The sequence below is a fragment of the Nesterenkonia haasae genome (assembly GCF_010119385.1).
Taxonomy (GTDB): Bacteria; Actinomycetota; Actinomycetes; order Actinomycetales; family Micrococcaceae; genus Nesterenkonia; species Nesterenkonia haasae.
Genome location: NZ_VFIE01000028.1, coordinates 59015 through 84859 on the forward strand (window position 1 = coordinate 59015; position 25845 = coordinate 84859).

Annotated in this window: 25 protein-coding genes; 8 read left to right on the forward strand and 17 right to left on the reverse strand. The window is 61.1% G+C overall.

What is annotated here, in order from left to right:
• From FH975_RS14710 to FH975_RS14730, 5 genes are all read right to left on the reverse strand, one after another.
• Positions 1–1049, reverse strand: a 1049-nt coding sequence (locus tag FH975_RS14710) for a 2-hydroxycarboxylate transporter family protein (RefSeq protein ID WP_162321954.1), incomplete at its 3' end; no start/stop codon positions are given.
• 163 nt (positions 1050–1212) lie between these two features.
• Positions 1213–1860: a GntR family transcriptional regulator gene (locus FH975_RS14715; RefSeq protein ID WP_162321955.1), complete on the reverse strand. Its 648-nt coding sequence runs from the start codon at positions 1858–1860 to the stop codon at positions 1213–1215.
• Between the two features lie 19 nt (positions 1861–1879).
• The gene (gene hpt / locus FH975_RS14720) at positions 1880–2431 is read right to left on the reverse strand and encodes a hypoxanthine phosphoribosyltransferase (RefSeq protein WP_153078357.1); all 552 of its coding nucleotides are present in this window, start codon (positions 2429–2431) and stop codon (positions 1880–1882) included.
• A 54-nt stretch (positions 2432–2485) separates the two neighbouring features.
• Entirely contained in the window at positions 2486–3505 is a 1020-nt protein-coding gene (gene tilS, locus FH975_RS14725) for a tRNA lysidine(34) synthetase TilS (RefSeq protein ID WP_162321956.1), read from the reverse strand.
• 11 nt (positions 3506–3516) lie between these two features.
• Positions 3517–4653, reverse strand: coding sequence for a zinc-dependent metalloprotease (locus FH975_RS14730; protein WP_162321957.1), 1137 nt, complete (start codon positions 4651–4653; stop codon positions 3517–3519).
• 66 nt (positions 4654–4719) lie between these two features.
• Here FH975_RS14730 and FH975_RS14735 point away from each other — a divergent pair, with 66 nt between their 5' ends.
• The gene (locus tag FH975_RS14735; protein ID WP_162321958.1) at positions 4720–5514 is read left to right on the forward strand and encodes a class I SAM-dependent methyltransferase; all 795 of its coding nucleotides are present in this window, start codon (positions 4720–4722) and stop codon (positions 5512–5514) included.
• 79 nt (positions 5515–5593) lie between these two features.
• A complete protein-coding gene (locus FH975_RS14740; RefSeq protein ID WP_162321959.1) occupies positions 5594–6097 on the forward strand; it encodes a hypothetical protein in 504 nt (167 codons plus the stop codon).
• Here the strand turns inward: FH975_RS14740 and FH975_RS14745 are convergent.
• Entirely contained in the window at positions 6094–7128 is a 1035-nt protein-coding gene (locus tag FH975_RS14745; protein WP_202923287.1) for a DUF2332 domain-containing protein, read from the reverse strand. The genes FH975_RS14740 and FH975_RS14745 overlap by 4 nt on opposite strands.
• A 46-nt stretch (positions 7129–7174) precedes the next feature.
• On the opposite strand from FH975_RS14745, the gene FH975_RS14750 reads away from it, so the two are divergent.
• Together FH975_RS14750 and FH975_RS14755 are read left to right on the forward strand one after the other, a co-directional pair.
• Complete coding sequence (locus FH975_RS14750; RefSeq protein ID WP_153078362.1) at positions 7175–7495, forward strand: hypothetical protein; 321 nt, start codon at positions 7175–7177, stop codon at positions 7493–7495.
• A gap of 54 nt (positions 7496–7549) precedes the next feature.
• Positions 7550–8377 carry a hypothetical protein gene (locus tag FH975_RS14755; protein ID WP_162321960.1) on the forward strand — a complete coding sequence of 276 codons (828 nt, stop codon included), beginning with the start codon at positions 7550–7552 and terminating at the stop codon, positions 8375–8377.
• Between the two features lie 9 nt (positions 8378–8386).
• On the opposite strand, the gene FH975_RS14760 is transcribed toward FH975_RS14755, so the two are convergent.
• Together FH975_RS14760 and FH975_RS14765 are read right to left on the reverse strand one after the other, a co-directional pair.
• Positions 8387–9361 carry a 1,4-dihydroxy-2-naphthoate polyprenyltransferase gene (locus FH975_RS14760; RefSeq protein WP_162321961.1) on the reverse strand — a complete coding sequence of 325 codons (975 nt, stop codon included), beginning with the start codon at positions 9359–9361 and terminating at the stop codon, positions 8387–8389.
• A complete protein-coding gene (locus tag FH975_RS14765) occupies positions 9345–10625 on the reverse strand; it encodes an AMP-binding protein (RefSeq protein ID WP_162321962.1) in 1281 nt (426 codons plus the stop codon). The genes FH975_RS14760 and FH975_RS14765 overlap by 17 nt, the downstream gene beginning before the upstream one ends.
• 253 nt (positions 10626–10878) lie before the next feature.
• Here FH975_RS14765 and FH975_RS14770 point away from each other — a divergent pair, with 253 nt between their 5' ends.
• The 3 genes from FH975_RS14770 to FH975_RS14780 are packed head-to-tail and all read left to right on the forward strand — an operon-like array spanning position 10879 to position 14374.
• Positions 10879–12054, forward strand: a complete 1176-nt coding sequence (locus FH975_RS14770; RefSeq protein ID WP_162321963.1) for a lipid II:glycine glycyltransferase FemX — start codon at positions 10879–10881, stop codon at positions 12052–12054.
• Positions 12055–12065: 11 nt separating this feature from the next.
• On the forward strand, positions 12066–13334 hold the full coding sequence (locus FH975_RS14775) for a lipopolysaccharide biosynthesis protein (protein WP_235928763.1): 1269 nt from the start codon (positions 12066–12068) through the stop codon (positions 13332–13334).
• The gene (locus FH975_RS14780; RefSeq protein ID WP_162321965.1) at positions 13331–14374 is read left to right on the forward strand and encodes a polysaccharide pyruvyl transferase family protein; all 1044 of its coding nucleotides are present in this window, start codon (positions 13331–13333) and stop codon (positions 14372–14374) included. The genes FH975_RS14775 and FH975_RS14780 overlap by 4 nt, the downstream gene beginning before the upstream one ends.
• Here the strand turns inward: FH975_RS14780 and FH975_RS14785 are convergent.
• Genes FH975_RS14785 through FH975_RS14805 form a run of 5 tightly spaced genes read right to left on the reverse strand, consistent with a single transcriptional unit; the run spans position 14338 to position 19675 of the window.
• Positions 14338–15429 carry an EpsG family protein gene (locus tag FH975_RS14785; RefSeq protein WP_162321966.1) on the reverse strand — a complete coding sequence of 364 codons (1092 nt, stop codon included), beginning with the start codon at positions 15427–15429 and terminating at the stop codon, positions 14338–14340. The genes FH975_RS14780 and FH975_RS14785 overlap by 37 nt on opposite strands.
• Positions 15430–15433: 4 nt before the next feature.
• Entirely contained in the window at positions 15434–16033 is a 600-nt protein-coding gene (locus FH975_RS14790) for an arsenate reductase/protein-tyrosine-phosphatase family protein (protein WP_162321967.1), read from the reverse strand.
• The gene (locus tag FH975_RS14795; protein ID WP_162321968.1) at positions 16030–17052 is read right to left on the reverse strand and encodes a glycosyltransferase family 2 protein; all 1023 of its coding nucleotides are present in this window, start codon (positions 17050–17052) and stop codon (positions 16030–16032) included. The genes FH975_RS14790 and FH975_RS14795 overlap by 4 nt, the downstream gene beginning before the upstream one ends.
• Entirely contained in the window at positions 17049–18179 is a 1131-nt protein-coding gene (locus FH975_RS14800; protein ID WP_162321969.1) for a glycosyltransferase, read from the reverse strand. Before FH975_RS14800 ends, FH975_RS14795 begins: the two co-directional genes overlap by 4 nt.
• Positions 18179–19675, reverse strand: a complete 1497-nt coding sequence (locus FH975_RS14805; RefSeq protein WP_162321970.1) for a polysaccharide biosynthesis tyrosine autokinase — start codon at positions 19673–19675, stop codon at positions 18179–18181. Before FH975_RS14805 ends, FH975_RS14800 begins: the two co-directional genes overlap by 1 nt.
• A 310-nt stretch (positions 19676–19985) precedes the next feature.
• Between FH975_RS14805 and FH975_RS14810 the strand changes: the two genes are divergently transcribed.
• A complete protein-coding gene (locus tag FH975_RS14810; RefSeq protein ID WP_162321971.1) occupies positions 19986–21020 on the forward strand; it encodes an ATP-grasp domain-containing protein in 1035 nt (344 codons plus the stop codon).
• Between the two features lie 25 nt (positions 21021–21045).
• Here the strand turns inward: FH975_RS14810 and FH975_RS14815 are convergent, their stop codons facing one another.
• The 4 genes from FH975_RS14815 to FH975_RS14830 form a co-directional block, all read right to left on the reverse strand.
• Complete coding sequence (locus tag FH975_RS14815) at positions 21046–22293, reverse strand: type III PLP-dependent enzyme domain-containing protein (RefSeq protein WP_328821916.1); 1248 nt, start codon at positions 22291–22293, stop codon at positions 21046–21048.
• Between the two features lie 156 nt (positions 22294–22449).
• A complete protein-coding gene (locus FH975_RS14820; RefSeq protein ID WP_162321973.1) occupies positions 22450–23544 on the reverse strand; it encodes an ATP-grasp domain-containing protein in 1095 nt (364 codons plus the stop codon).
• Between the two features lies 1 nt (position 23545).
• Positions 23546–24619, reverse strand: a complete 1074-nt coding sequence (locus tag FH975_RS14825; RefSeq protein ID WP_162321974.1) for a sugar transferase — start codon at positions 24617–24619, stop codon at positions 23546–23548.
• On the reverse strand, positions 24616–25800 hold the full coding sequence (locus tag FH975_RS14830; RefSeq protein WP_162321975.1) for a DegT/DnrJ/EryC1/StrS family aminotransferase: 1185 nt from the start codon (positions 25798–25800) through the stop codon (positions 24616–24618). The genes FH975_RS14825 and FH975_RS14830 overlap by 4 nt, the downstream gene beginning before the upstream one ends.
• Positions 25801–25845 lie beyond the last annotated feature (45 nt).

Sequence of the window (25845 nt, forward strand, 5' to 3'; positions counted from 1 at the left end):
GTGGAGACCGCATCTTCGAAGGCTTCCGGCACCAGGCCGAAAACCTTGACCAGGGCGGCGAGAATGATTGTCCAGGCGTAGGCGTGGAGGCCCGGTACGTAGGTGGCAATGATGTTGCCTGCCAGGAAGAGTGTTGCGGCCAGAGTCAGACCGATCGTGAGGACCTGGAAGGTGCCGCCGCTCGGTTTGGGCTTGGAGGTGAAGTCAGCGGATTTGCCCTCGACGCGAACAATCTGACCGTTTCCGTTGAACCCCATGAAGAATTGTTGGCCCTTGTAGGTGATGCCGTTGAAGACCCCCGCACAGAAAATGGTGAGGATATTGGCGATGATCACCGCTGGGATCAGCTGCGATACGTAGCTCGAGGCGTCTCCGCCCATTTGGGATTCGTAGATTTGGGACATGGGAACGATTCCTGCTCCGACGCCGCCTCCCATGATGGGTGCTGCGATGAACAGGACGGCTTCCTGAAGGCCGAAGCCGAGGGCGGCGCCGATCAGTCCGATGGAGGCGAAGACGACTGTGACCGTGCCCAGCAGGGGGAAGGCAATGCGTGCGCCGGCTTTGAGCAGCAGCGCCCGCGGCATCCCGAGGATGGATCCGGCGATGAGGCTTGCCACATAGAAGTCGATGAATCCGATCTCAGAGCCGTCAGTGAAGATCTCCATCACCTCGGCCAGTTCCGTGGGAAACAGTCCGAAGTGTAAGAGGACTGCAGGTGTGAGGATGCATAGAACGGTGGGCAGACCGTAGTTTCGCAGGACCGGGACGCGGCCACCTATCCAAGCAAGCAGTCCGCCGACGAGGATGACCACGGCGAATCCGGAGCCCATACTGGCGGGCATCGCGCCGATCAGCGCAGCAGTCACCACCAGGGCCAGGAGAAGGAAGAACCACCCGATGGGCAGGCCCATGATCCGGGTCCAGCTCTCCGGTTTGGTGAGCTCTTCGGCGGGGTCCGCAGCGGGAGCATTCCCGGTCTCTGCCGAGAGGCCGGGGGCGTGGGGCCCCGGCGTGGAGTCGGGGGCCGGTGAATGTGATGTGCTCACGTCGTTGTTCACCTCGGAGTCTGGTGCGCTGAGCGCAGTGGTCAGGGGTTTGTCACACAGCTCACATCCTGTGACACAGCACACTGTATTTTATACTTTATAAAATATCAACTGAGGCTTGGGCCTGAGTCAAGGGCGTGATTCTGAGCGTCTAGCGGCTCACTCAGCGGAGGTTCTTCAGTGCCGCCCGTTTTCCGCTCTCGATATGCTCCACAACAGCCTCAGCTGCTGCATCAAGGTCTCCTTCAGCCAGCGCGTCAACGATGGCGTGATGCTGTGTGCTGGACTCGGCCACGCGCTCGGCTGAGCCGTACAGGCCTAGAGAGGGGTAGGGCATCCCTGCCCATAACTGGTCAATGAATCCCACGAGCAAACCATCACCACTGAGCCGGTACAGCTCCTGGTGAAACACCTCATTGGCTTGGACGGTCTCCAACGGGGTGGGCGCTTCGTCACAGGCCTTGACGGCTTCATAGAGAAACTCGAGGCTGCTGCTGTCCAGGTTCTCACCTGCTTGGCGAACGGCCACGGGTTCCAGTACCGCGCGCAGCCGGTAGACCTGCTCGATTCGTTCGGCGGTGAGCTCAGCGATGAATGTCCCTCGATGCGCATCATGGACCACGAACCCTTCGGACTCGAGCCGGTTCAGCGCCTCCCTTACTGGAGTCAGGCTCATGCGCAGCATGTCGGACAGGCGCTTCAGGGTGACCCGTTCACCAGGCTTCAGGTCACCGGTGCGGATCTGTTGGCGGAGTGACTCATAGGCAGCGGCAGCCTTGCTGACCGGCTGGACTCGTTGGGACAACACCATGCGGAGGGAACCGTGCTGACTATTCGTAAATGTGCGGGGCTAGGATGCCGATGCAATCGAGGTTGCGGTACTTCTCAGCGAAATCAAGCCCGTAGCCGACGACGAATTTATTGGGGATGTCGTAGCCGACGTACTTCACGGTGATAGGCACTTTGGCGGCATCAGGCTTGCGCAACAAGGTGCAGATTTCCACCGAGGCGGGCCCGCGGGACTCGAGGTTGGCCTTTAGCCAGCTCAACGTCAGTCCGGAATCAATGATGTCTTCAACGATCAGTACGTGGCGGTTCATAAGATCCGCGTCCAGATCTTTCAAGATCCGCACTACCCCAGAAGACTTGGTGCCGGAACCATAGGAGGAGACGGCCATCCAGTCCATGGCTATATGCGAGGTCAGTGCGCGTGAAAGATCCGCCATGACCATCACTGCGCCCTTGAGCACACCGACGATGAGCACGTCTTTATCGGCGTAGTCACGGTCGATGTCTGCAGCAAGCTCGTCGATACGAGCCTGGATCTGGTCAGCGGTGTAGAGAACTTCTTCGAGGTCGTCGTGGACGTCCTGGGAATCCATCGGCTCCGCAGTGCTCCTTGATTTCAGCCGCGCCCACCCAGTGGCGGACGATTCTCACCCTGATGGCGGAACAATCACCAGTTTTCCATAGTCCGGCGTCTGCCGCGCACCACGGTGGATCCGGATGTGCCCTTCCATTTCCACAGGGCCGGCGGAACGGCTCCCCATCACGAGCTTCTCCGCCGCAGAGATCCTTTCGAAACTGGGGTTCGCTCCCCCGGCCGCCGCCACCGCCAGCGCGATCACTCGGCGCCTGATGGCAGGTGGTTTGGCACGCAGCTCCTTGAGCTTCAGCCTGAGTGTCCCAGTGGAGTCCGGATCTTCCAAGAGCAGCGGAAAGACCTCCTTAGCCTGGGCCTCCAGGTAGTCGGCATCAGCAGCGGCGATCTTTGCCGTACGTGCCAACGATTCCCTGATGGAACCGGAGAGTTCCCGCTCCAGTGAGGGAAGAATCTGAGTGCGGATTTTGGACCGTAGGTGCCGGGGGTCCGCATTGGCCGGGTCCTCCCACCAGTCCAGCTGGTAGTGCCGACAGATAGCTTCCGTATCTGCTCGACTCAGGTCCAGCAGCGGGCGCCGGAAAGGTCCGCGTACTGGCGGAATGCCAGCCAGGGAGCGGGTCCCTGAGCCTCGCGCCAACCCCAGCAGAACCTGTTCGACCTGATCATCCTTGGTGTGCGCCAACATGATTCTGGTCACACCGTGGTCCGCCATAGCCTTGCGGAACGCCTGGTAGCGGCCGGTGCGAGCCGCTGCTTCCGGGCCCAGGGGGGAGTCTGGATCGACGGTCGCAGAGTATATTCTCACCGGCTCCAAACCCAGGTTCCTAAGTTGGCTGACCGCTCGTCCAGAAACTTCCACAGAGTTGGGGTGCAGGTGGTGATCAACGACGACGCCGCCTACGCGGGCCTGTGCCAGGGGGCCGCTTGCCCGCTGATGGTGCCAGGAGGCCACAGCGGCCAAGGCAAGTGAATCGGCTCCCCCTGAGCAGGCCACCAATGTCAGGCCCTGCGGGTCAAGCATTTCGCCTACGGCTCGTCGAGCCGCATGCAACGCTGAAGGGACTCCAGGCATCGCCAGTTGACCTACCCCTTCGGGGTGAAGCCCATTCTCTGGATCCAGGCGTCCGGGTCGTGCAGTTCCTTCTCTGTGGGAAGGTGCTGCGGCGAGTCCCAAATGGTGTTGAAGCGTTCCATGCCGATGGAGTCGACAATGTGGCCCACGAACTTCTGCCCATCACGGTACTGTGCTGCCTTCACGTCCAGCTGGAGCAGCCTTCGGACAATTTTCTCCAGCGGGGACCGGTGTTTTCCGCGTTGTTCAAACCTACGCCGAATCGTCTTGACCGTGGGCACGATGGAGGCGTCGACGGCGTCCATCACCACGTTCGCATGACCTTCAAGAAGACTCATCACTGCGGTGAGGTGGGACATGATTTCTCGGTCTTCGGGTGACTGAATGACCTCTAGAAGTCGATTGCGGGGGCGTTTCTCTGCGTCGTCGCTCTGTCCGTCGGTCTTCTGCTGTTTCATTTCCTGCCGCAGGCTCTTGACTGCTTCAGCAATCCGCTGCGGCAGGGCATCAGCCTGGCTCATAGTGGAGCTGGACAGTTGGCTGATAGAGGACATCAGGTGCTCCCGCAGCCATGGGGCGGCGGCGAACTGTACGCGGTGAGTCTGTTCGTGCAGGCAGACCCAGAGCCTGAAATCGCCGCGGTCCACGTTGAGCTGCCGGGCAATTTCCACAATATTAGGAGCGACCAAAAGCAACCGGCCGGCGGGAGCTTGGGCCGAGGAGTGGAATGGGTCGAACTGGCCGAGCACATTGGCTGAGAGGAAAGCAAGAATGCCACCCAGCTCAGCTCCGGTCGCAGCGGAACCCAGGACCTGCGCATTGGAGCCTTCTCTGACCAATTGAGGTTTCTTCTTCGCTGCAGCTTCCATAGCTGGCCCAAGGAGTTTGCGGAAGCTCTCGGTGTTGGCCGCGGACCATCCTGGTCGGTCCACCACCAGAACATCCCGTTGGTCCTCCCCCAGCCCCGCGGCGGCGCTCAACCCGGTGATCGTGTGGACGTAGCCGACGGCATCTGCGGCTGATTGACGCAGATCAGCGACTTCTCGAACTGCTGCGGCGGGCCTCAACGGGGGGCCCGGCGGAACCAACCGCGATGCTGCTGATCGCGCTACGTCCCAGTTGATAATCAGATCTACCGGTGAAGTCATTGCTCCATCACACCATATGAGCCTGGCTGTCACCTGCCAGTGATGTGCCGGGGTAAGTTAAGGCCCATGTCTGAGCACCCCACACCGCACGCGCTCCCCCACCCGTGGACGGAGGATCCGGAGTTCGTGGAACTCTACGATGTGGAAAACCAAGGCCTGTGGGATTTCGACTTCTACCGTGATCTGATCCTTGGGTCGGGCGGCCGCCGGGTCCTGGACATTGGCTGCGGGACCGGAGTGTTAGCGACAGCACTGGCCCGCGATGGTCTTCACGTCACCGGTGTGGATCCGGCTGGGGCGATGATCAGCACTGCGCGGCGCAGGGTGCAGGAAGCAGGGGTTGGGCAGCGGGTGGAGCTCATCCAGGGCACTGCTGCCCAGGCGGAGCCGTCCGCCTTCGATGCCGCAATCATGATGGGGCACGTGGCGCAGTATTTCCTCTCCCGAACGGCGTGGGACCAGGCGCTTGCTGAGGCCTACCGGGCCTTGGAGCCCGGTGGATTCCTGGCGTTCGAATCCCGCAATCCGCATGGACTCGATCATGACGCCTGGGATGAGGACTCAACCAAGGACACCCAAGCTCACCCCGACGGAGGCACCTTCACCTCCTGGCTGGAGGTGGTGAGCATTGAGCACGACGACGCCGACGGCCCCTTGATCACCGCACGGGGTCACAACGTTCTTCCCGATGGTCGGCACATCACGGCCGACGAGCCACTGCGCTACCGCCCGCTGCGTGTGCTGCGCGAGTCTCTTGACAAGGCTGGTTTCACAGTGGAGCAGACATGGGGAGACTGGGACCGCTCACCAGTGGAAGTGGACTCCCCTGAGCTGATCATTTTGGCGCGCAAGCCGGCGTAGTGCCCTTTAGATCCGGGGCCTGTCTTCGGTACGCTGAAAACAGACTAGGGACCACAATCCGATGGGAAGGAACTCCTGGATGAAGGCCACAACCGATGGAACCGCGGAGAACATCCCCACCAGTCAGGAAAAGAGCACCCGGACCATGACGCCCTTGGGGCGTCGCCACGGCGTACTCGCGACCATCTCTCTGGTGGTCTCCTCTGCCGCGATCATCTACGCCGCGGGCACCATCACCGCCGCAGGTCCCACACACTGGTCTGACCATGCCATCTTTATAGGGTGCGTCGCAGTCTTTTTTGCAGCGGCCTTCTACTTCACGAAAGCCTACGGATTCTCATTCCGCGGCATGAGACACGCCCCTGGAACTGCGCATTACGCCGTCGGGCTGGGGTACATGGTTGTGGTGGTGTTCGTCTCGCCGGCTCTCCACGAGACCTATGGCGGTGATCGCGAACTGACGCTCATCCTCAGCTGCCTGGGTATAGCTGCTTTGGCGCTCGTACCGTTGGCAGCTGTTTTGGGCTGGGCCACCGAACGGGCACCGCGTAAGCCGGCAGACGAGTACGACTCCAGCAGCTAGGAGCCGATCCTCTCGAGATACTGACCGTGTGGGCCGGTCCGGGCGATCGGCTCTCCATCCAGCGCGAGGATGAACCCCGAACGCTCCGGGTCCTCCTGCGGAAGTTGATTCGCAATCTTGGGGACAACCCCCAGTCCCTCATTGCTCACCCAGCGCGCGCCAGAGTCCCGGACCTGCTGGACAAACCGTTCACGCTCCATGGCCGGTAAGTAGACCAGCACAGCTGAGTGAAACACCACGGGAACGGTGCCCTGGGGCACTTCAGCGAGCAGCTCAGGGAGAATCTCGTTGAGATCACCTGCGCGCAGCACCGGCGGATCAGCAGCCACCAGCCGCGCACCGGCCGCAATCCGGTCCAGCCGGTATTCCATCCCAGGCCAAACCAGCGCTTCCAACCATTGGCGGTCTGCATCCTCAGTGAGGTCAAGAGGGTTGAGGTCGATACCTGCCCGCCATGCCACCTCCGGAAGGCCGCCCGGGGCCTCCACACCCCTCAGCTGACACTGCAGCTCCGCTGATGAGGTGAGGGCGCCGGTGGGAGCGAGCAGTGCGGCGTCGTGCGGTGTATTTCCTGCAGCGGTATACCTGATGGGCCACGCATCGGGATACAGGCACAGCCCGGCGGAGCAGCCCACCTCGATCACGGCTAAGGGCTGGCCGGTCTCGGCGGCGATCTGAGCGAAAGCCAGATTCAGCACCGCGATCCGGCCGGCCTCATTGGTCTGGGTACGGCGCTGGCGCATGGTGGCGCTGATCGCATCCCACCGGCCTATGAGCACTTCCCTTGCCTGGCTCCACTCAAGCAGGGGAACGCCATGCACCCGGGCGGCGGCGAAGAGAAGGTTCGGCTGACGTTTGGGCGGTTCGAGTTCCAGCACCAGTTCCAATACCTGGTGATCGTCTGCCACAGCGGCCGCCCATGCGGCGTACAGGGCTGAGACCGGCGCGGCCTCCACATCGGCGAAGTGCCGATAGAAGCGTTGGAGTTCACCTAGGTCCTCGGTGGCGATCTCTTGCATGATAGACAGCATACGGACGTCCTGGCCTCTGACGAAGGCTCATTGCTACTGTTGCTCTATGCCCTGGTTTGCGTGGATCGCCATCGTTGCGATCATCGTCTTCGGAATCACCCAGGTCATCAGCATGGCCACCGGACGCCCGCTCCCCGGCGGAACCGACAGCGAGGACGTCAAGAAGCTCAAGAAACGCATTGACGAACTTGAAGCCGGACAGACTCCTCCGGAGATCGAGGATCGCATCCCCACGAAGTCTGAGGTGAATCTGGCTGCCGAAGACAGGTGGCGCCTGGAGATGCTCGAAGCTCGGCTCGAAGAGCTGGAAAAGAATCGAGACAAGAAGGACGACGGCGGGTCAGAGACCGATACAGCGTCGTCCTGATCATTTTTCGCTCACCTATTGATTTGCGAATGCAAATATGGCAATCTTTTTACTATGCGATACGCAACGGTATGGGCTGCGCTGCTTCTTAGTTCGCTGCCGCTCGCCAGTTGCGGAAACCCGGAAGGCTCGGAGGAGGAAGGACAGCCCCCAGTTGTTGGTGAAGAGGAAACCAACGGCAATGATGCTGATCACGCGGATTCGCACAACGGCCAAGCGGATGATACCGCTGGCGATCCTGGGGCCACGGAACCTGGCTCCGAAGAGGAGAGACTGTACATTCCTCCTGAGTGGGTCTCCCGGACAGCCCAGGAGTGGCCTGACTCGCTAGGGTTCGCAGAACATGCCCCGGTCCAGGAATTCTCCGATGAATGCCTATTGTTTGATGACGTTCCTGAGTTCTTCGACGAAGTCACGCATGTCAGGTTCTCTGGGTTCGGCTCATATGGCCGCCCCACCACAAACTTTGGGAACGAACCGCCGACCGAGGACAGCTACCGGTACTTGTGCAGTCTCGCTCGGGCCGATGAGCAGCAGGCGGAGGAGGGCCCCGCATGGACCCCCTCAACTCAGCTCATGGTCACCGACTCCGTAGAGCACGCCGAGCAAACTGTCGAAGCGTTCTTGGACCAGCCAGATCTCCCAGAGAGGCTCAACGATGTCCAGACGGTCATGGTTCACGGGACTGAGGTTCACACGGTTGAACGGGAATTCCCGACGAACCCGGGAAACGGCGGTGAGTTGGAGGCCATTCTCTATGATGAGACTGTCGGCGCCATCATTAAGCTGCGCCTGCACTCCATGGATGAAGACCTGCGGGCCGAACACGGCAGCCAGGGGATTGCCGAGGACCTTGCACGGCTCCTCCTAGAAGCCCAGTAGCCCCGAGCCTCAGCCGCTCAGCACCAGGGCTGCAGAGTAAGCGACCGCAAATCCCAGCCCTAGGGTGCCCGTCTGCTGCAGCACTGGGATGAGCTCCACACCCTTCGGTCTGGTCCGCCGCCAGGGCCACATAGTGGTCACCGGTCGCAGAGCCAGGGGCCAGGACAACACCACCAACCAGAACCACGGGCTGAAGCCGGTGAGGCTCAGGCTCAGCGGGATGGCCACGGCAATCGCGAGCATGAGGCAGTAGGCCAGTCGCGCTCCCGTTTGGCCGAGCCGAACCGCCAGCGTGTTCTTTCCAACCTCAGCATCGGTGGGGATGTCCCGAACGTTGTTGGCCATGAGCAGCGCTGAGGCGATCAGCCCGTGCGCCACTGCGCCGATAGCTGCTGTGGCTGCCGGAAACTCCACAGCAAAGCCATGGTTCCGACCCACCTCCGTCACAGCGAATGCGGTTCCCAGGGTGGCGACGAGACCGAAGAAGAGGAACACCATGACCTCGCCCAGCCCGCGGTACCCATAGGGGTTCGAACCGCCGGTGTACCACCAGGCGGCGAGCACGCAGAGTGCACCCACGGCCAGCATCCACCACGCCTGGGTCAGCAAGACGATGCACACACCGGCTAGGCCCGCGACGGCGAAGCTGCCGAAGGCCGCGTACTTCACCTGCTTGGGAGCCGCCGCCTGTGAGGCAGTGAGCCGCTGAGGGCCGACGCGCACATCATCAGTGCCGCGCACTCCGTCAGAGTAGTCGTTGGCGTAGTTGACTCCCACCTGCAGTGCGAGCGCCACCACAAGCGCCAGCAGCGCGACAACTGGAATCAGCGCGTTGACATTTGGTGGGAGGCGGTCCACGGTGCCGAAGTCCATCGGTCCCAGGTACTGGGGCCAAGCGGCTGCGGCTCCGATGAGCACAGGGCAGACGGCCATCGGTAGCGTCCGGGGCCGGGCCCCAGTGACCCATTCACGTGCTGTGGCCATGGTCGGCACCTTCCTTCAACATCCCTATGAGCACCTGCCGGTCGGGTTTGCCGTTGGGCAGCAGCGGCAATGCGCCAAGTAGCTCGTAGTGTTTGGGAACAGCTGCGGCACCAAGCTGGCGTCTCAGCAGCTGTTCGAACTCCGCGAATGTGTCGCCACCACGTGAAGCTGTCGACAGCACGACGGCGGCTACTACTTTCTGTCCCCATTCGGCGTCGTCGATGCCGGCCACGAAAGCCTCCCGCACACTGGGGTGTGACTCAAGTCCGCGCCGGACTGCCTCAGCAGATACCTTCACCCCACCGGTGATGATCACCCCATCTGCCCGGCCGGTAATCGTCAGCCTCGGAATGATCTGGGCAGAGTGCCCGGCTCCGGTAACTTCGGCGATGGTCTCCACCTCCGTGGCCCGCTGAGTGGTGAGTTCACCCAAATCATCAGTGCGGAAACGTCGTTTTCTGCCCTCATGGTCGTTCACCCCTATGCGGACCGGTACGCCCTGCGGGTAGCGAGCATCAGGCGCCCATTCGAACTTCTCAGCAGTGAGCTCTGGGGCCTCGTGATATCCCAGAGCCACCATCGGCCCGGAGAGCAGCACCCGGCCATGCGTGCCCATTTCCACAGTGACACCAGGCAGCGGGTACCCATCATAGACGCAGCCTCCGCAGGTCTCAGCCATACCGTAGGTGCGCACCACGTTGAGTCCCACCAAACGCGCATGGTTGAACAGTTCAGCACTCGTGGGCGCCCCGCCGAGCAGGATCGCGTCAAACCGGCGGAGCACCTTCAGCAGTCGCTGGCTCTCATGCGTGAGGAGTCGCTGCAGCTGAGTCGGGACGAGCGACACGAAGCGGCGCTCTGCGGTGAGCTGCTCCGCAGCCTTGGTGAATCGTTCGGGATTTGTGGTGTCCTCCAGCAGAACTACCGGCTCGGTGCCCGCCACCATACTGCGGAAGAGCACAGCCAGGCCTGCCACGTAGCTGGGCTGCAGGGCCAGAAGCCACTGGCCGTGCCCACCAAGCGCCTGTGAGGTCATGTCCGCGGAGGCGTCCAGTGCGTCCCAGGAAAGCAACGTCTGCTTCGGCGTTCCGGTGGATCCGGAGGTACGCACCACCACAGCCGCACCCGTGGCCGCCGCATCAGGGCGCTCTGTCCAGCTTGGGTCGGCACCAGCTTCGGCAGGCAGGAACTCCAGCGGGTGGCAGTCCATCCGCCGAGTGGATTCGAGCGCGCTCAGCGCATTGGGCAACCAGTGAGCTTTCATAAGATAACGACGCCGGTTTCAGTAGGTGCAGGGGAACTGTTGCCTCAACACTATGCGACGTGGACAGAATTGGCGGTGTACGCCTTAGCTCCGCCTCGGCCTTTATATGCATGTGACATCTCTGTTGGGCTGGTCAGCAACCGCCTTCAGCATGATGAAGCGGATGAGTTCTGCATGGCGGACTCCCGCAAGGCCGGTGCGAAGGACCGCAACGAACGGGCGAATCGGCCATAACCGGCGTTACGGTGAGCATATGTACACGATCAGTGCGATCTCGAAGGCCGAATACTGGCGTTTTCTTCTCACGCATTCGACAGCCACCTACCAGCAGACTCCTGAATGGGCTGATGCTCGGCGCGCCCAGTGGGAGCCAGAACTCATCGGCTGGTTTGACCAGAACGACAGCATCTGTGCCGCCGCTGTTCTGCGTTATCGCCGCATTCCGGGAACGAACAGGTCATTCGTCTTCATTCCGCAGGGGCCACTCCTCGACTGGAGTGACCCAGAGATCGCCGACCAACTGGCCGCACTGGGAGCCTACTTGAGTTCGCGCGGCGTTTTCGGAGTGCGGATCACTCCCGTTGTCACGCTGCGAAAGTGGGAGGCTGCCGCCGTCAAAGCTGGTCTGGCCAATCCCGAGGTCGATCGCCTGTTAGATATCGAACCCACCGAAGTGAACACGGTCGGCTTTGGACTCCGCAGGACGCTTCGCGCTGCGGGGTGGCGCGAAGCGCCAGATGAAAAGCACAGTGATGCCAGTTATCCGCGGTTCAATTTCTGGTTGAATCTCACCGGACGAACCGAAGAGGCAGTTCTGGCCAGGATGTCAAAAACGTGGCGCAACAGTATCCGCAAGGCCGAACGCGCTGGCCTCGACGTCGCTGTAGGCTCAGGGGAGGATCTCTCCGTAGTTCACCGGCTATGCGAGGAGACCGCTCGTAGGAATGATTTTGTCGCCCACCCGCACAACTACTTTAAGGCAATGTGGGATGCCCTCGGTGATGATTTTCCGGGACATTTCAATCTCTTCATTGCTTATCAGGATGGTCTCGCAATTGCTGCCAACGCTACCGCGCAGGTGGGGAGCTGGGCCCAGGGGGTTTTCGCGGCGAAGAGCACAGAGCGAACAAATGCCAGGCCATCGAACGCCTTGTACTGGGTCGAAATCCGGCAGGCGTTGGCTGATGGGGCCGAACTCTTCGACATCGGCGGGGTGAAGGACACGCTACACGAGGAAGATCCGGCGGCGGGGTTAGTCAGGTTCAAGGCCGGCTTGGGAGCCGATGCCTATGAGTACATCGGTGCGTGGGATCTGCCGCTGCAACCCCAGATGTACGCGGCGTTCACTCGGTTGCTCCCCTTGTACGCCTCTGCCGCGGCTCGTTTGCGCAGCATCACAGCCGGACTGTCGACCAGCCGGCACCGGTGAACGGGGAGTTCGTGGCGGGCAACGGCGTAGGCGGGCAACGGCTCTCAATCCTTATGGTGAGTGTGGGCAATATCGCTGGTGCCGCTGCACAGTGGTACATCGTTTGGCTGTTCGCTCGGTTCGCAGGGCCGGAGGCAGTAGGCGTCTACTCTTCCTTGATAGCTGTCATGTCACCAATTTTCATCACCACCCAGCTCGGACTGCGGAACCTTTACATCACACTTCAGTCGGTCGTCAGCTGGAGAGCATACGTGTGTCTCAGAGTTGTCGGGATCATGACAGCGTGCAGTCTCACTCTTGGTGCGCTCCTAATACTGGCGCCGGGGCAGGCTTGGAGCATCGGCTTCGCCATTCTGGTAATCAAGATCGCCAACTCGACTGCTGACTTGTATCTGGCACGAATCCAACGCACTGAACGGCTGCGCATTTTCGGCCTACTGCTCCTTCTTGACGCGTTGACCACGATGGCGGTCACCACCGCGGTCATGCTCATCTCCGGTTCTGTGCTCCTCGCGCTCTGGGCAGGTGCCGTGGTCGCTGTGCTCGGAGCCGTGATCACGGTCTTTCTCGCCTCGGCAGCGCCCCCGGAGGGACGCATAGCGCGCCACCCGCTCATTCAGGATATGCGTCTGCTCGTCGTGCACGGGATCCCGCTGGCGATTTCTCAGGGAATCCAGTCGTTACTGACCTATCTGCCGCTGGCGATCGTCGGTTCCCTCGGGACCACAGGGGAGATCGGTGTCTTCGCCAGTGCAGCATACTTGGTGACCTTCGCCCACCTCGTCGGTGCATCGGTCCAAACTGCTGTCCTGCCAGATTACCGACGGCGCCTCGAGAGCGAGGGGCCCGCGGCGCTGCGTCGAGTAAACCTCAGAAACGGATATCTGACAATGGCGATTCTCGCTCCGCTGATCGTGGTGGCTGTGGTGGCTGGTCCCTCACTTCTCCAACTGGTCTACGGCGCGGACTTCGAGATCAGCCGGTCAGCGGTGTTCTTCTTGGCACTCGCGACTGTCATATGCATCCCGACCTATCTGCTGTCGTCCTTTCACCTCGTACTCAACCGGTACTGGGTGATGACGATCGTCGGTGCAGCCTCAGCTCTGGTGGTCATCGTGAGCGGCGCAGCTAGCGGTCTGGCAGGCTTGGGAGCCGTCGAGGCCGGCACCCTGGCGGTCCTGACCGCTGTTGCCTGCCGATACGTCGGCGCAGACATAATGGCACGCCGACACCAGGTCCGCGCGTCGTCTCTGATCACCGGAGGAGGAACGGGCCAATGAGGTCGAGGTCATCGAGGGTACAGCTGTTGGGCTACTTCGGGTGGGGGAACTTTGGTGACGATCTCTTTCGGGAGGTGTGTGGCGAGAATGCTGGCGTGCTCTGGCCAGGTGCTCGTGTGCGCGCCTTCGAAGGTGCTCACCAGAACTTCGCCCATCCGCGACCAGACGCCGCTCTCCGGCGTGTGCTCACCGCCGCCCGCGGCGCAGTGTGGGCTAACACCTTCGTCTATGCTGGCGGTTCCGTCTTCAGCGAGCTCGCAGGGACCGCTGCGTTGCGCAGTCGCGTTCCACATCGCGCATTCGAGGCTCTCGGCGTTTCTGTCGGTCCATTCGCGAATACAACGGCTCACCATTCCGTGGTCACTGAGCTCAAGAAATTCGACAGGGTCGTCGTTCGCGACCAGGAGTCTTTCGACCGCATGGGGGGCCACTGTGCGCTCGGCGGTGATCTGGCGGCTCTCAGCAGCCGCCTGGTCCCTACTGAGACACCGCGCAGTGGGCTTGTGATCTGTCCTTCTCGGGCCGCAGGTGTCTCGGGGGACACATTGAGTGAGGCACTCTCCCGGGCACTTGGTTCGACCAAACCCCAGATCACGCTGCTGGCACTGAATGCACACCCGCGCCTAGGTGACCATGCGCTAGCAGCCTCGATTACGGCCCGTCTGCGGCGCGACGGACATTCGGTGCGATTGGTCGACTACGGTGTTGTGGGCATCGGTGGGGTCGTTGACGTGCTGTCCAGGGCCAGCCTGGTGTGGTCCCAGCGCCTGCACGGCGCTATCGTCGCCTATCTGCTGAACACCCCCGTGGCGATCGTTGATCACCATGAGAAATGCGGGGCATTTGCCCGGGACATCGATCTAGATCCACTCTTCCTGGCGTCGGAGTTCAGCGAACTGGGAGACACACTAAGGACGGTGTCCCTGGACGCGGAGCACAGTGCTCCCTCTCATCTTCCATGGGGCCGTTCCTCGGATGCCTATCGCGCCCGAGCCAGGACCGCCTACACCGGGGTCAACACCGTGAATGAACCGAAGTAGACTCCCCAAGCGACAAAGCCAGCCACCAGACCCAAACGCGCTACCGTCTGCCCTCTCCCCTGGAAGGCCAGGAGTGGAATGCACACTAGTAGCGGAATCAGCGACCAGGAATAGGCCGCCAAACGATCGTTGAAATAGACGAACCCTAAGAGTAGAAAGTAACAGTTCAGCAGAACGTAGGCAGTGAATAGTTTGGCGTACCAACTGGGCAGGAACTTCACCGTCCGGGCAGCCACATAGGCGAAGATCAGCGGCACGGCACTGAGGAGCCAGAAAACTGGCCGATTCGTCCCCCCGAGGTAATCTACGGCCAGTTCAGGATCGGCGTAAGTCTCCACCTGTTCGATACTCGATCCCAGAGGCCCGGCCAGCCGCGCATTCATTCCGGTCAAGTAGGTCACGGACGCCAGCACCCAGAGTCCCAGGACCACTTCGGCTCGCCAGCGCACCAGTTTGACCAGGAGAATTATGACGGCAGCCGGCAATGCCGACCAGTGGAAGAGGACCCCGACCGTCAGGAGTGCTATCACCTTGAGGAGCCTGGCATTGCGCAGCACCAAGGCCAGGCCGAGCAACAGGAATGATATAGACAGCCCCTGCCTGAGCAGGAAGCTGGAATAGTCGATGAAGAAGCCGAAGCAGAAGGTCGCGAAGAAGACGACGGCGGCCTGCCAGCCGCTGCCGAGCACCATCCAGAGAGCCAGAATCAGCAGGAGATTACAAACTATCGCGGTGACGGTGAAAAAGACCATCATGTCTCGGGTGAACAGGCCGATGATCCAGTTGAACATCAGGAAAGCCGGTTCCCGCCCTGTGGTGATGAACTCGTTGACCACTTCGCCGAACGAGGTAAAGCTCAGCACTTCAAACTCGCGTCCATAGCGCATCTTGTCGACGACGTCGAAGTTTCCCCGGACAGCGACGATGGTATTGACTGCCACGAGCGCTGCAAGGGGGAAGAGCGTATTCGTCCAGTGCCGTACGAAGCGCACCTGCCCCAGGACGCAGAAGGCCACAATCCATATCGAGGCGAGGCAGAAGAGAAGCAACGTCATGGTATTAGGTCGCTTTCGTCGAGCGGTCGCGCTCCCAGTCGATCAAAACCTTCACCGCGGGGATTAATTGAGCTGCCATCTCCTCATAAACTCTGTCCGAGCATCCATAGGGGTCAACGACATCGTCGAAACTCGGTTCTTCAGGCTGCCGCCGGTACCGTTGGGCCAAGGCCACCAACGAATGCCACCGCTGCGCAGGTTGAGCCGCTGTTTCAGCTGGCACATGAGGCAAAATCCGGGCCAGTTCCCGGAGCGTAAAGGTTCGTCTCAAGGCCGCTGGAACCAATTGCACAATGCGGCTCCGGTGCTCCCGTTCCATGGTGAGGATGAGGTGGGCCTGCTTGATGAGCTCAGGTGTCAGCTCCTTGGCGTAAAAGTCGCTCATCGACAGACCCTGACGAGCAGCTATCTCGGCGATCTTCGGTTCCACGCCCCGTCCCGTGAGGCCGCGGGTTCCTGCACTGGAGATGCTGAACTCTCCTGGAGCGAACTCATCGAACCCGCTTTGCAACAACCGCTCCGCCAGGGGTGAGCGACAGATATTGCCCGTACAGACAACGAGCACCGTAAAGGCTGTGTCCATGAGGTCCCATTCGGCGCTCATCTTGCGTGAGCGAGCAGTCGGGTCAGCTGGAAGACTGAACGGGACCCAAGCAGGTTATAAAACTCTCCAAGCAGACGTCTCCTCGCTCCGACCCCCTCAACACGCACTGCGGGCACCAGCGACTTATAGTGCTGGGCAGTTGCAAGTCGCTCCCGGTGGGAAAGGTCGCAGTCATCGCGGTGGAGGTCCCGAATGCAGGAAACGACGTTTTTGGCCCGGATGTAGTCGGCGGCGCCTCGCACTTGGTCGACTTCGAATTGGCCTGCCCACCCGTGAAGGTAGTCGCAGACATCCATAAGGTCCTCATACTTCCCGGCCAGGTATCGGCTGGTCGCAGACTCAGCATTGGACCGTCGGTAGAAGTACCCCACGATGGGGACTGACCGCACCCTGGTACCCACACGCACATAGCTGAGGTTGAACATCAGGTCTTCCCCGATCCTGGTACCTACACGGAACCGGCAGTGCCGACCAACGATGGCGTCACGGCGGTAGGCTTTGTCCCAGAGAGCGTTGAGAGTCTCACTGGCGATCATCTCTGCAAGCGTAGCTCCGTCGAGGCTGTAGTCCCTGGCGCGGGCGACGATACCGGCCGGCGTTTCCGCGACCGCATGAGGGTCGCCACCGTCGATGCTCGGCAGCTCGTCGCTGAAAGTTTCGAATCCGATCAGGTCTACGTCACCCTCGGCGGCAAGTACGATCGTTTCGACCAGAAGCCGGTCGCACATCGTGTCGTCGGCGTCGACAAACATGACCCACTGACCGGTCGCTGTGTCGAGCCCCACGTTCCGCGCCGATGAGACACCAGCGTTGGCCTGATGGGTGACAGTTATCCGTGAGTCCTGCCGCTCAAATTGACGCAGTATGCTCTCGGTGGCATCGGTCGAACCGTCATTGACGGCGATGATCTCGAGCTTACGATAGGACTGGCGGCGGACGGATTCCAAGCACTCCACGAGGTGCTTTTCCCCGTTGAAGACGGGAATAATGACCGACACCAGGGGCTCTGGGACACTCATATCGCCTCAGGGGTGACCGGAGTCCCCGCAGAGTGTGCCCCTTTGTCTGCCGGCACTCTGAAGGCTCTTGCTGGAAGGGATTTGCTGACGATCTGCTGGAGGAAGAGTTCAAGCGCCTCCGCAGAGCGAGAGAAGTCGAGGGTGCCGGGATCGAATGAGACGGTTTCCAGAAGGGTGCCCGCCTTCCAATCTTCCACCAACTGACGGGCCAGCAGACGAGGTTCACCCTCAGGAAAGAGCGCAACCTGGGGTATATCGCGCACCCCTTTGACATCGAATGCGTAGGTGGGCCGGCCCACGGCCAACGCCTCCATCATCACACGCGGCAGCCCTTCCCACGCAGAGGTGTGAATGAGCGCATGACTACCAGCTAGCACCCCGGCTGCATCCCCGGCCCCTGCGGCGGTCACACGATTCTCGAGCCCGAGACGGTGAATAGCCTCGTTGACCGACTCCAGAAGCAGGCCCTCACCGATCATTTCCAGTGCAAAGTCAACTCCTGCTTCACGGAGTGAGTCGGCGACGTCCAGGACTAGATGAGGCCGCTTGCGGGGGCTGAACTCACCGATCCACGCTAGTTTGAGCACCTTCCTCCCGGAGACATTCTCAACCTGCGGAGGTGGAACCCTGGGGTAGGCGTCCGGTCTGAGACCGACGCCATTATGAAGCCGCAGTATTCGCTCTGTGGAGAGACGTCCCTTGAACCAGGTGTGATCATCAGAGTTGATTGTGACCACCCCGGCAGTCTTCAGTAGGAGCAGCCGTTCCACTGATTGCCACAGGCGATCGGAGGCGCCCCTTCCCTGGTTCCAGTGCAGCCCGTGGCAGAAGTAGACAACCGGAATCTGCAACCGTGCGGTTCGGGCCACCGCGGACGCGGTGGCCGCGTTGGTTAGGACGACGTCGAGCCGCTCATCCTGAACCCACTGACGGATGCCTGACCAGGCGCGCGCTACACCGAGACCCGGCCGTCGCGTCAGCCTTTCGATGATCCGTCCAGCTGAGTCATGCATGACGGTCCCCGCGGCGACCGAGACCTCGTGTCCGGCCATCGTCCACGAGGCGATGAAGTCGGAAAAGAAGGAGTCCACCATCTCTCCCACACTGGCCAAAATGCCGATCCTCATTACTGACTCCTCAGTTTGCTGGCAGTGGGGCTGTGATCCTCGGGGAACATCGGGTGCACGTAATGCGTGGTCCAGACAGGTGGTGGCGGTTCCATTTCAAGTCTCCACAACTCATCATTTCTGTGTGTGGCCTCCGTGGGTGTGACAGGCCGGCTGGGGTACCGCGCAGAGTATCCGTAGCTCTCGCTGGTGGAGCGTGGCACCTTATTCAGGACGATACCGGTGGGCACCTGGATGGTGCTGAGGCTGCTGAGGGCTTCCTTCAAGTGATTGAGGCGCACCTCGCCTACCCCAGCGATGAGAAGGACCTGACCGACGTATTTCGCGAGCACCAGAGAGTCTGCGACCGGAAGCAGCGGAGGCCCATCGAGGATCACGAGGTCGAATTCCTCACTCAGCCGGGTCATCAGAGTGCTCATGGCCCGCGAGTCCAGTAACTCAACCGGATTTGGCGGCATCTCTCCGGCGGTGAGCACGTAGAGCTCACCGGTTCCCCACGGCTGAAGCAGTTCGGAGACATCGGCGGCCCCGAGCAGCACTGTGGTGAGGCCGGCTGAGTTCTCCAGACCCATTTTGGTCGCTACTGTGGGCTGTCTGAGATCCACGTCAATCAGGGCCACCCGGCTGCCCGCTTGTGCCGCAGCGATGGCCAGGTTGATGCTGGTGGATGACTTCCCTTCTTTGGCTTGAGCAGAAGTCACCAGAACGGCAGGATTGGGGTCATCCACTTGGGCGAAGCGGAGGTTGGTCCGCAGCCGACGGAATGCCTCCCCGCGCGCGTCGTCCAGGCTCAACTGGGAAATGAGTGACGAGCTCTGAGCGTGAGAGTCGTGGGGGATGGAGCCGAGAATCGGCCCTGCGTTGAGCCGTTCGAGGTCCTCTCGAGTGCGCAGTTTGTTGTCCAGGGCCGAACGCAGCAGGGCCAGCCCCAATCCGAATGCGAATCCTATGGGGAGCCCTCCGGCTACGTACAGCCACCCCGCCGCGCCGTCAGCTTCCTGCGGGGCAATGGCGGGATTAGAGACAATCAGGCGAATCGGGTTTGCATTATCATTCTCAGGAGTTTCCATGTCCCCGATGACGGAGACCAAACTGTCGGCCACCGCTCCTGATAGCTGCTGCGCTGCCCGAGGGGAGGAGTCGGTGGCCTCGACGGTGATGAGGACAGTCCGGGGGTCGGTGTAGGCACCCACACTGGGAGCCAGTGCTTCAGGAGTGGTTTGGAGATCAAGTTCGTCGATAACAGGCTGCAGGACAGGAGCACTGTCAGTCATTTCCACATAGGTCTGGATGCGTTCCCGAATGAAACTCGATCCAATATGCATTTCGTAGGCGTCACCGGAAGTGTCCACTGAGACGAAGAGGTCTGTCCGAGCACTGTAGGTGGTTGGCGTCAACCACCAGGCTCCCGCTCCGGCGACGGCACCAAGGATGGTGGCTACGACGATCAGAACACAATGGCGTCGCAGGAGAGCGAGATATTCCTTGAGTTTCACGTCTTGCTCCGATCGAATTCGCGATAGTCCGGTGTGCTCCGGGGTGTGGGTGTCATGACCGGTCGCGGCTTGCCGATCATCACTGTCTTGACAGTAGGCCAGCCGAGATGGTGAGGACCAGGGTTTCCGAGAGCGGGTACGGACCCCCGCACTGGCTCTGCGGTCATCCGCAGAGGAACTCGTTGAGTCTGGGGATGACTCGTTCGATCTAGTGATCGCGACCATGAGTCAACTGAGGTGGGTAACGATAGACTGCCAGCGAGTCTGTGGCGCGAGGGCAGAGAGGCGTCCTTATGGGAGTGATAAACACATGAAGATCGTCATTGCGTCAGCCGGTCGACGTGCGCACTATATCGAGTGGTTCCGGGAAGGATTGCGAGCGCAGGGCATCTGCGGCGAGGTCGTGGCGATGGAGTACCGGACCACCAGCCCGAGCTTCAGTCTCGCAGACCGGGCGGTTCCGACACCTGCCTACAACAGCCAGGGTTACCGCGACGCGCTCCTGAGTTGGTTTGAGCGCGAGCGGCCGCAACTTTTCGTTTGTCTCAATGACTACGAGCTGCAGATTCTCTCTCGAGGCCTAGCAGACGAGCTCCGTGAACTCGGCTGCACCGTCCTTGTGCTCGGCGAATCCCTCCAGTCTATTGTGCTGGATAAATACCGCATGTCGACAGCACTGGAAGAGAATGGCATACCGACCCCGGCCACGCGATTGGGCAGCCAAATCGGACCAATGCTGGCTCTGGCGGCACCAGGTGACCGGTTCGTCGTGAAACACCGATTCGGGAGCGGTTCCACCGGCTTGCGGTTCGCTACCGCAGCAGAACTCGACCAAGCCATTATGGAATCTGCTAAAACGGCCCTCGGGGACGATGGGCGCCCCGCGCAGAATGGTCCCGATTCCATCGTGGTGCAGAAACGGCTGCCCGGTATTGAGTACGGGGTTGACGGCGTGTTCTCTGTTGACGGCAGTTCCCGGATGCTTGGTGTGCTTGCGCGTCGCAAGGACCAGATGCGCGGCGGGGACACGGATGTCGCTACCACGGTATCTCCCGCTCCATTCGACGCGGCCATGCTCGGAATCGGAAACCTGCTTCGTCCGACCGGTGCCATTGACGTCGACTTCAGGGAGACGGCCGAGGGAGAGCCTCTCGTGATCGACATTAACCCGCGCCTGGGCGGAGGGTACCCATTCTGCCATCGTGCAGGAGCGGATCTCCCATCCGCTCTCATCCGTTCAGCGGCGGGCCTGGAACACAGGCCATCACTGCTGGACTACGGCTTCAACGTCACAACTGCTCGCCGGGAGGAATTCACGGTACTCAGTACAGGCACGCGGGACTGACGTTCCAATGCGCTTCGTGCCCCGCTCAGACGGATAAAACTTCGGAGCGGAAGTTAGAGGTTTCACGGCAGGTGGCCGGAGACTCCGGAGCAGCCGGGTCCACCAGTTCGTCCTTCTCATACCAGCGGTTGCCCTGCAGATATTCATCGATGCCCCACTTACGACGCACCTGGGTCAATGAGGTCCTATCACGCACGTAGACGGCGGGTAGGTATTCGATGAACAGCGACTGGTAGCACATCGTGTATCCACCGACTTTATAGAAGACGATTCGATCGTTCGTTTTTAGTGCGGGTGCGTCGTGCAGGCGTGTCAGGCGATCATCTTCCATACAGGTAAAACCGCTGATGATTTGTTCACGGCGGTATTCAGTCGCTTCGGTATCGAGACGGGTCTCGAATCGGCGCTGACGACGGAACAGCGGGTCGATGTTGGTGCGGCTCGCGTCCGTGACAACGAACGTGTGGGGGCCGACTTCTTTGACGTCGATGACGCTGGCATGGAACTCCACCGGCACGGCAATGAGAGAACCACCTGGCTCAACAATGAGGCGGGTCCGCCGTGGGTCGACCACTGGTTCTAGCGTCTTCCGGATGACGGCAATGTAGTCGTCGAATGTAACGGGACCCGTGTCGCTTCCGAAAAAGCCACCACCAATATCAATCCATTCAAGGTCGAGGTCCCGGGATGTGATCAGGTCGGCGGCGACAGACGCGGCTGCCCGGTAGACGCCGAGGCTCTGCGAATAAGAATTGCGGTGCATGTGCAGCCCGGCGATCCGCACGCCAGCGGAGGTCAGCTCTGCAATCACCTGGTCAAGCTCGCCATTGTCGGCATTGAACCCGAAGCGGCTGGCCTCGTCGCCTGTGGTGCTTTCGCCGGGGCAGAGAGATTCAAGGTCCCAGTTGACCCGTAATCCGACGGCCAACTCCTTTCCGGGGAGTTCGCGAGCGAGCTCAGCGGTCCATGTGACTTCACGCTTCGAATCGAGATTAATAATCGATCCGTTCTGAAGCGCGAAGCGCAAGCGTTCACGGCTCTTGATCGGACCGTTGTAGACGATGCGATCTGGCGCGTACCCTAACGCGAGGGCCAATTCGTACTCGGTGTCTGACACGACTTCGGCCCATACCCCACTGTTGCGCATAAACGAGACGAGCCAAGGTAACGAGTTCGTTTTGAACGAATACGACAGGATGGAATTCGGCCAGTGCACGTCCAGAGCTTGTTGGAAGCGGCTGACGAACTCCTCCAAGACGGGTACGTCAATCACAAAGGCAGGGGTCGGCGGTTCAATGTCCCGGGAACGGTTCGAATGTCTCAATCTGGTCTCTCCTTGGAAATCTGGTTCTTGTATAGGGTCTGGCAGCTGAACAACGTCGCCCTGGCCTCGACCGGACCCACGGGCAACATGTATGCGGGTCATGCCTCAGCCCGCCTTTGACGGCACGGTGGGTGTGGTGGAGAAGTGGGCTGATGCCGGGAGCAGAGGTCCGCGCTGTTCGTCTCGACCGGCGGTTTCAAAGCCGATGATGCCTTCGTGCTTGGCACCCAGGTAGCCGTGTCGGTAGGTGTTCCATCCAGGTTGAGGGGCTAGCCCCAGCGTCGAGGTAACCAGGAAGTGGGGGACGTCGGCGCCGGCGATGTGTGTGAAGGGATAGCCACCGCCGAACCGGGGATTGATATCGATCACCTGTGGTTCGCCGCCATCGGGCACCATCACATCGACATCGACGGTGCCCCGAATGCTCAAGGTTGCCGCGAGTGATGTTGCGAGGTCCTCAAATTGCTCGGACGGGACGGTCATCGCTGCGGACGTTTCGCCATGGCGCATGCCCAGCTTCCGCCGCGCCAGTACCCCAGCGACTGCTCCCCCTCGAACGGGAGTAACAATGTCAAGGCCGTACTCGGAGCCGCCCAGATCGGGCTGCATGATGAGCTCGTCTTGGTGCTGGGGCCCGCGGCGATTCGACCCGGCAGCGCGTTCCAGGGCCAACCAATGTCTGGCGTCCTGGGAAGAGAGTCGCTGTAAGCCCGACGAACCGCTTCCCCAACGATCCTTCAGAACCACGGTAGGAAAGGTTTCGAGCATGTCGTTCACGGCCGATGCGTCTGAGAGCAGCACCGTGGTCGGAGTCGATATGCCGGCGTCGCTCAGCACGCGAAACATGTGTAGCTTGTCGGCAACAGCTTGGTGGGCAGCTGCGTTCAAGACTGGGACGATCACTCCACGCGCTTCAAGGTCTGTGCTCAGCCCGTGGGACAGTGCTGTGAGTTCGTAGTCGTTCAGGGAGATGAACAGATCAGGTTTCAGTTCATCCACGGTGGCCAGCAGCTGTGCCACATATGCTTCGCTGGTAAAGCGCGGCATCTGTCGGAACCCGTCAGCGGCTGCGGCGGCTGCGGCATGAGGGTCGTGGTCCAAGACGTAGACGTCGCCTGAGATGCCTGCCTCGATCAGTGCCTGTTGGAACCACTGGACTAGGTATACGCGGCGGCCCGCCGAGCTGATCACCACACGCATCTCAGTGCTCCGTCCCCTCGGTGAAAGCATAGGAATATGCACCCGGTGGCACATTGGTGCCCATTTCGGGAGTTGTCTGGTCAGTTGAATAAGCGAAACCCAGATTCCAGGCCACTTCACGCTGCGTCCCGTTGGCACCCGGCACACACAGCGCGATGTGGCGCGCCTCTAATGCGCGGCCGCGGTTCATCAACCGGTTGAGCACTGCCTGAAACACCTGATCATTTTGGTGCTCCGGGTTCATCACGACACTCGCGTCGAGGTGAAGCCCCCCTAGACCGGAGAGCCCCCCGATGCCGACCGGTATGTGTTCATCGTTGAGATACACCCAGTAGCGGGTGCCGGCTGTTGACTCTCTCCGGGCACTGTGAATATTCGTGGCCAGTGCCTCCCGTTGCCATTGGTCTCGCAGGTCGTGCCACTGCTCTGGCAGGATCTGTTCGGTCAGCCCATCATCAGGAGCCGGACCCAGAAACTCCGCCATCGCGACAGTCGCTTCACCTTCGACTCCGGTTCGGGAGAGCACACTGAAGATTGTGCGAGCCATGATTAATACATCTAAGAGAAGATTGTGTCGGTCCACGTATTCGACGTCTAGATCGAACCGCTGATCCCAGCCCAGTTGGTTTCGTCCATGCACCTGTGCCAGCCCTGTGATGCCGGGGCGGACCTCGTGGCGACGTGCCTGGTGTGGGGTGTAGCGGGGGAGATACTCGGGGAGGAGAGGTCGGGGCCCGACCAAGCTCATCTCCCCTTTGAGGACGTTGAGCAGAGTGGGCAGCTCGTCCAAGCTGGTGGCCCGCAGCCGACGTCCGAATGGCGTCATGCGCTGGTGGTCGGTGACGATTCCGTGGTCCGGATCAGGCTCGAGCATGGTGCGGAACTTGTGCAGCGTGAACACCTGTCCGTCTCGCCCGAGCCGTGGCTGGGCGAAGAGCACCGGAGAGCCCAATTTGATGCGGACGCTCAGCCAGACCGCGCCGATGACCGGGGCCAGGACGATCAGCCCGACTCCAGCGCCGACCACATCGAGGGCCCGCTTCAGTGAAAGATTGAGGCGTTGACTCAGTCTCATCGGTGCCCTCCCACGAACTCGGTCAGAACCTGCAGCACACGCTGGATCTGATGCTCCGTGAGCGCAGAACCGCTGGGCAGCGTCAACCCGGTGCCGAAAAGTTGGGCAGCCGCGCCCGTGAGCAGGCTCCGTGAGTCACGGAACACGGGCTGCAGGTGCATCGGCTTCCAGATCCGACGAGTCTCAATGCCCTGCTGGGCCATCGCCCGGCTCAACTCTTCGACCTGGAATGGGTGCACATTGGGGTCAAACAGGATCGCGGTGAGCCAGCAGTTGTCCTGGTCGTCCCCGGACCCGCCGAAGATCTGTGTTCCGGGTGTCCCAGCGCACCAGGCTCGGTAGTGCTGACGGATCGCGCGCCGACGGGCGATCATCGTCTCCAGCCGAGTCAACTGTGCTCGTCCCAGGGCGGCGAGTAGATTGCTCAGCCGATAGTTGTAACCGATCTCAGTGTGTTCATAATGCGCCACAGGCTGGCGTGCCTGGGTGGAGAGGTACCGCACCCGTTCCGCCAGATCGCCGTCGTCGGTGAGCAACATCCCTCCGCCGGAGGTCGTCATGATCTTATTACCGTTGAAAGAAAAAACAGCCGCCTGTCCGAAGCTGCCTGCCGGGCGGTCCCTTTCCCCATGGGTGGCACCCAGTGATTCAGCGGCATCAGCCAACACTGGGACACCGTAGTGACCGGCGATCGTCTCGATCGCGGTGTAATCCGCTGCCTTGCCAAAGAGGTCCACTGGGATGATCGCGCCGACGCGCTCCCCAGCTTGACGCAGAGAGGCCAGGACGCGCTCGAGCAGTCCCGGGTCCATGTTCCCGGTCCTTGGATCGACATCCACGAAATAGGGTGTTGCTCCGGTGTAGACAATGGCGTTGGCGGTGGCGGCAAACGTCAGCGTGGAGGTGATCACCACGTGACCGGGTTGCACTCCTACCGCCAACAGCCCCAGGTGCAGGGCCGCCGTCCCGGAGACCAGGCCTACGGCGTGGTGGACACCGACGCGTTGGGCCACCGACGTTTCGAATGCATCGAGGTCCGGTCCGGCCGGCGCCACCCATCCGGACCGCAGCGCGGAGAGCACGGCGTCTTCTTCAACAGGCCCGACGTCGGGGGTGGAGAGGCGAATGGGCGCCGGGACACTGGTTCGTGGCGGCTGGAGGGCGATAAGGTTCGCGGTCATGGCTGACTCTTTAGGCGGGGGTTGAGGGTACAGGCATGAGTGACG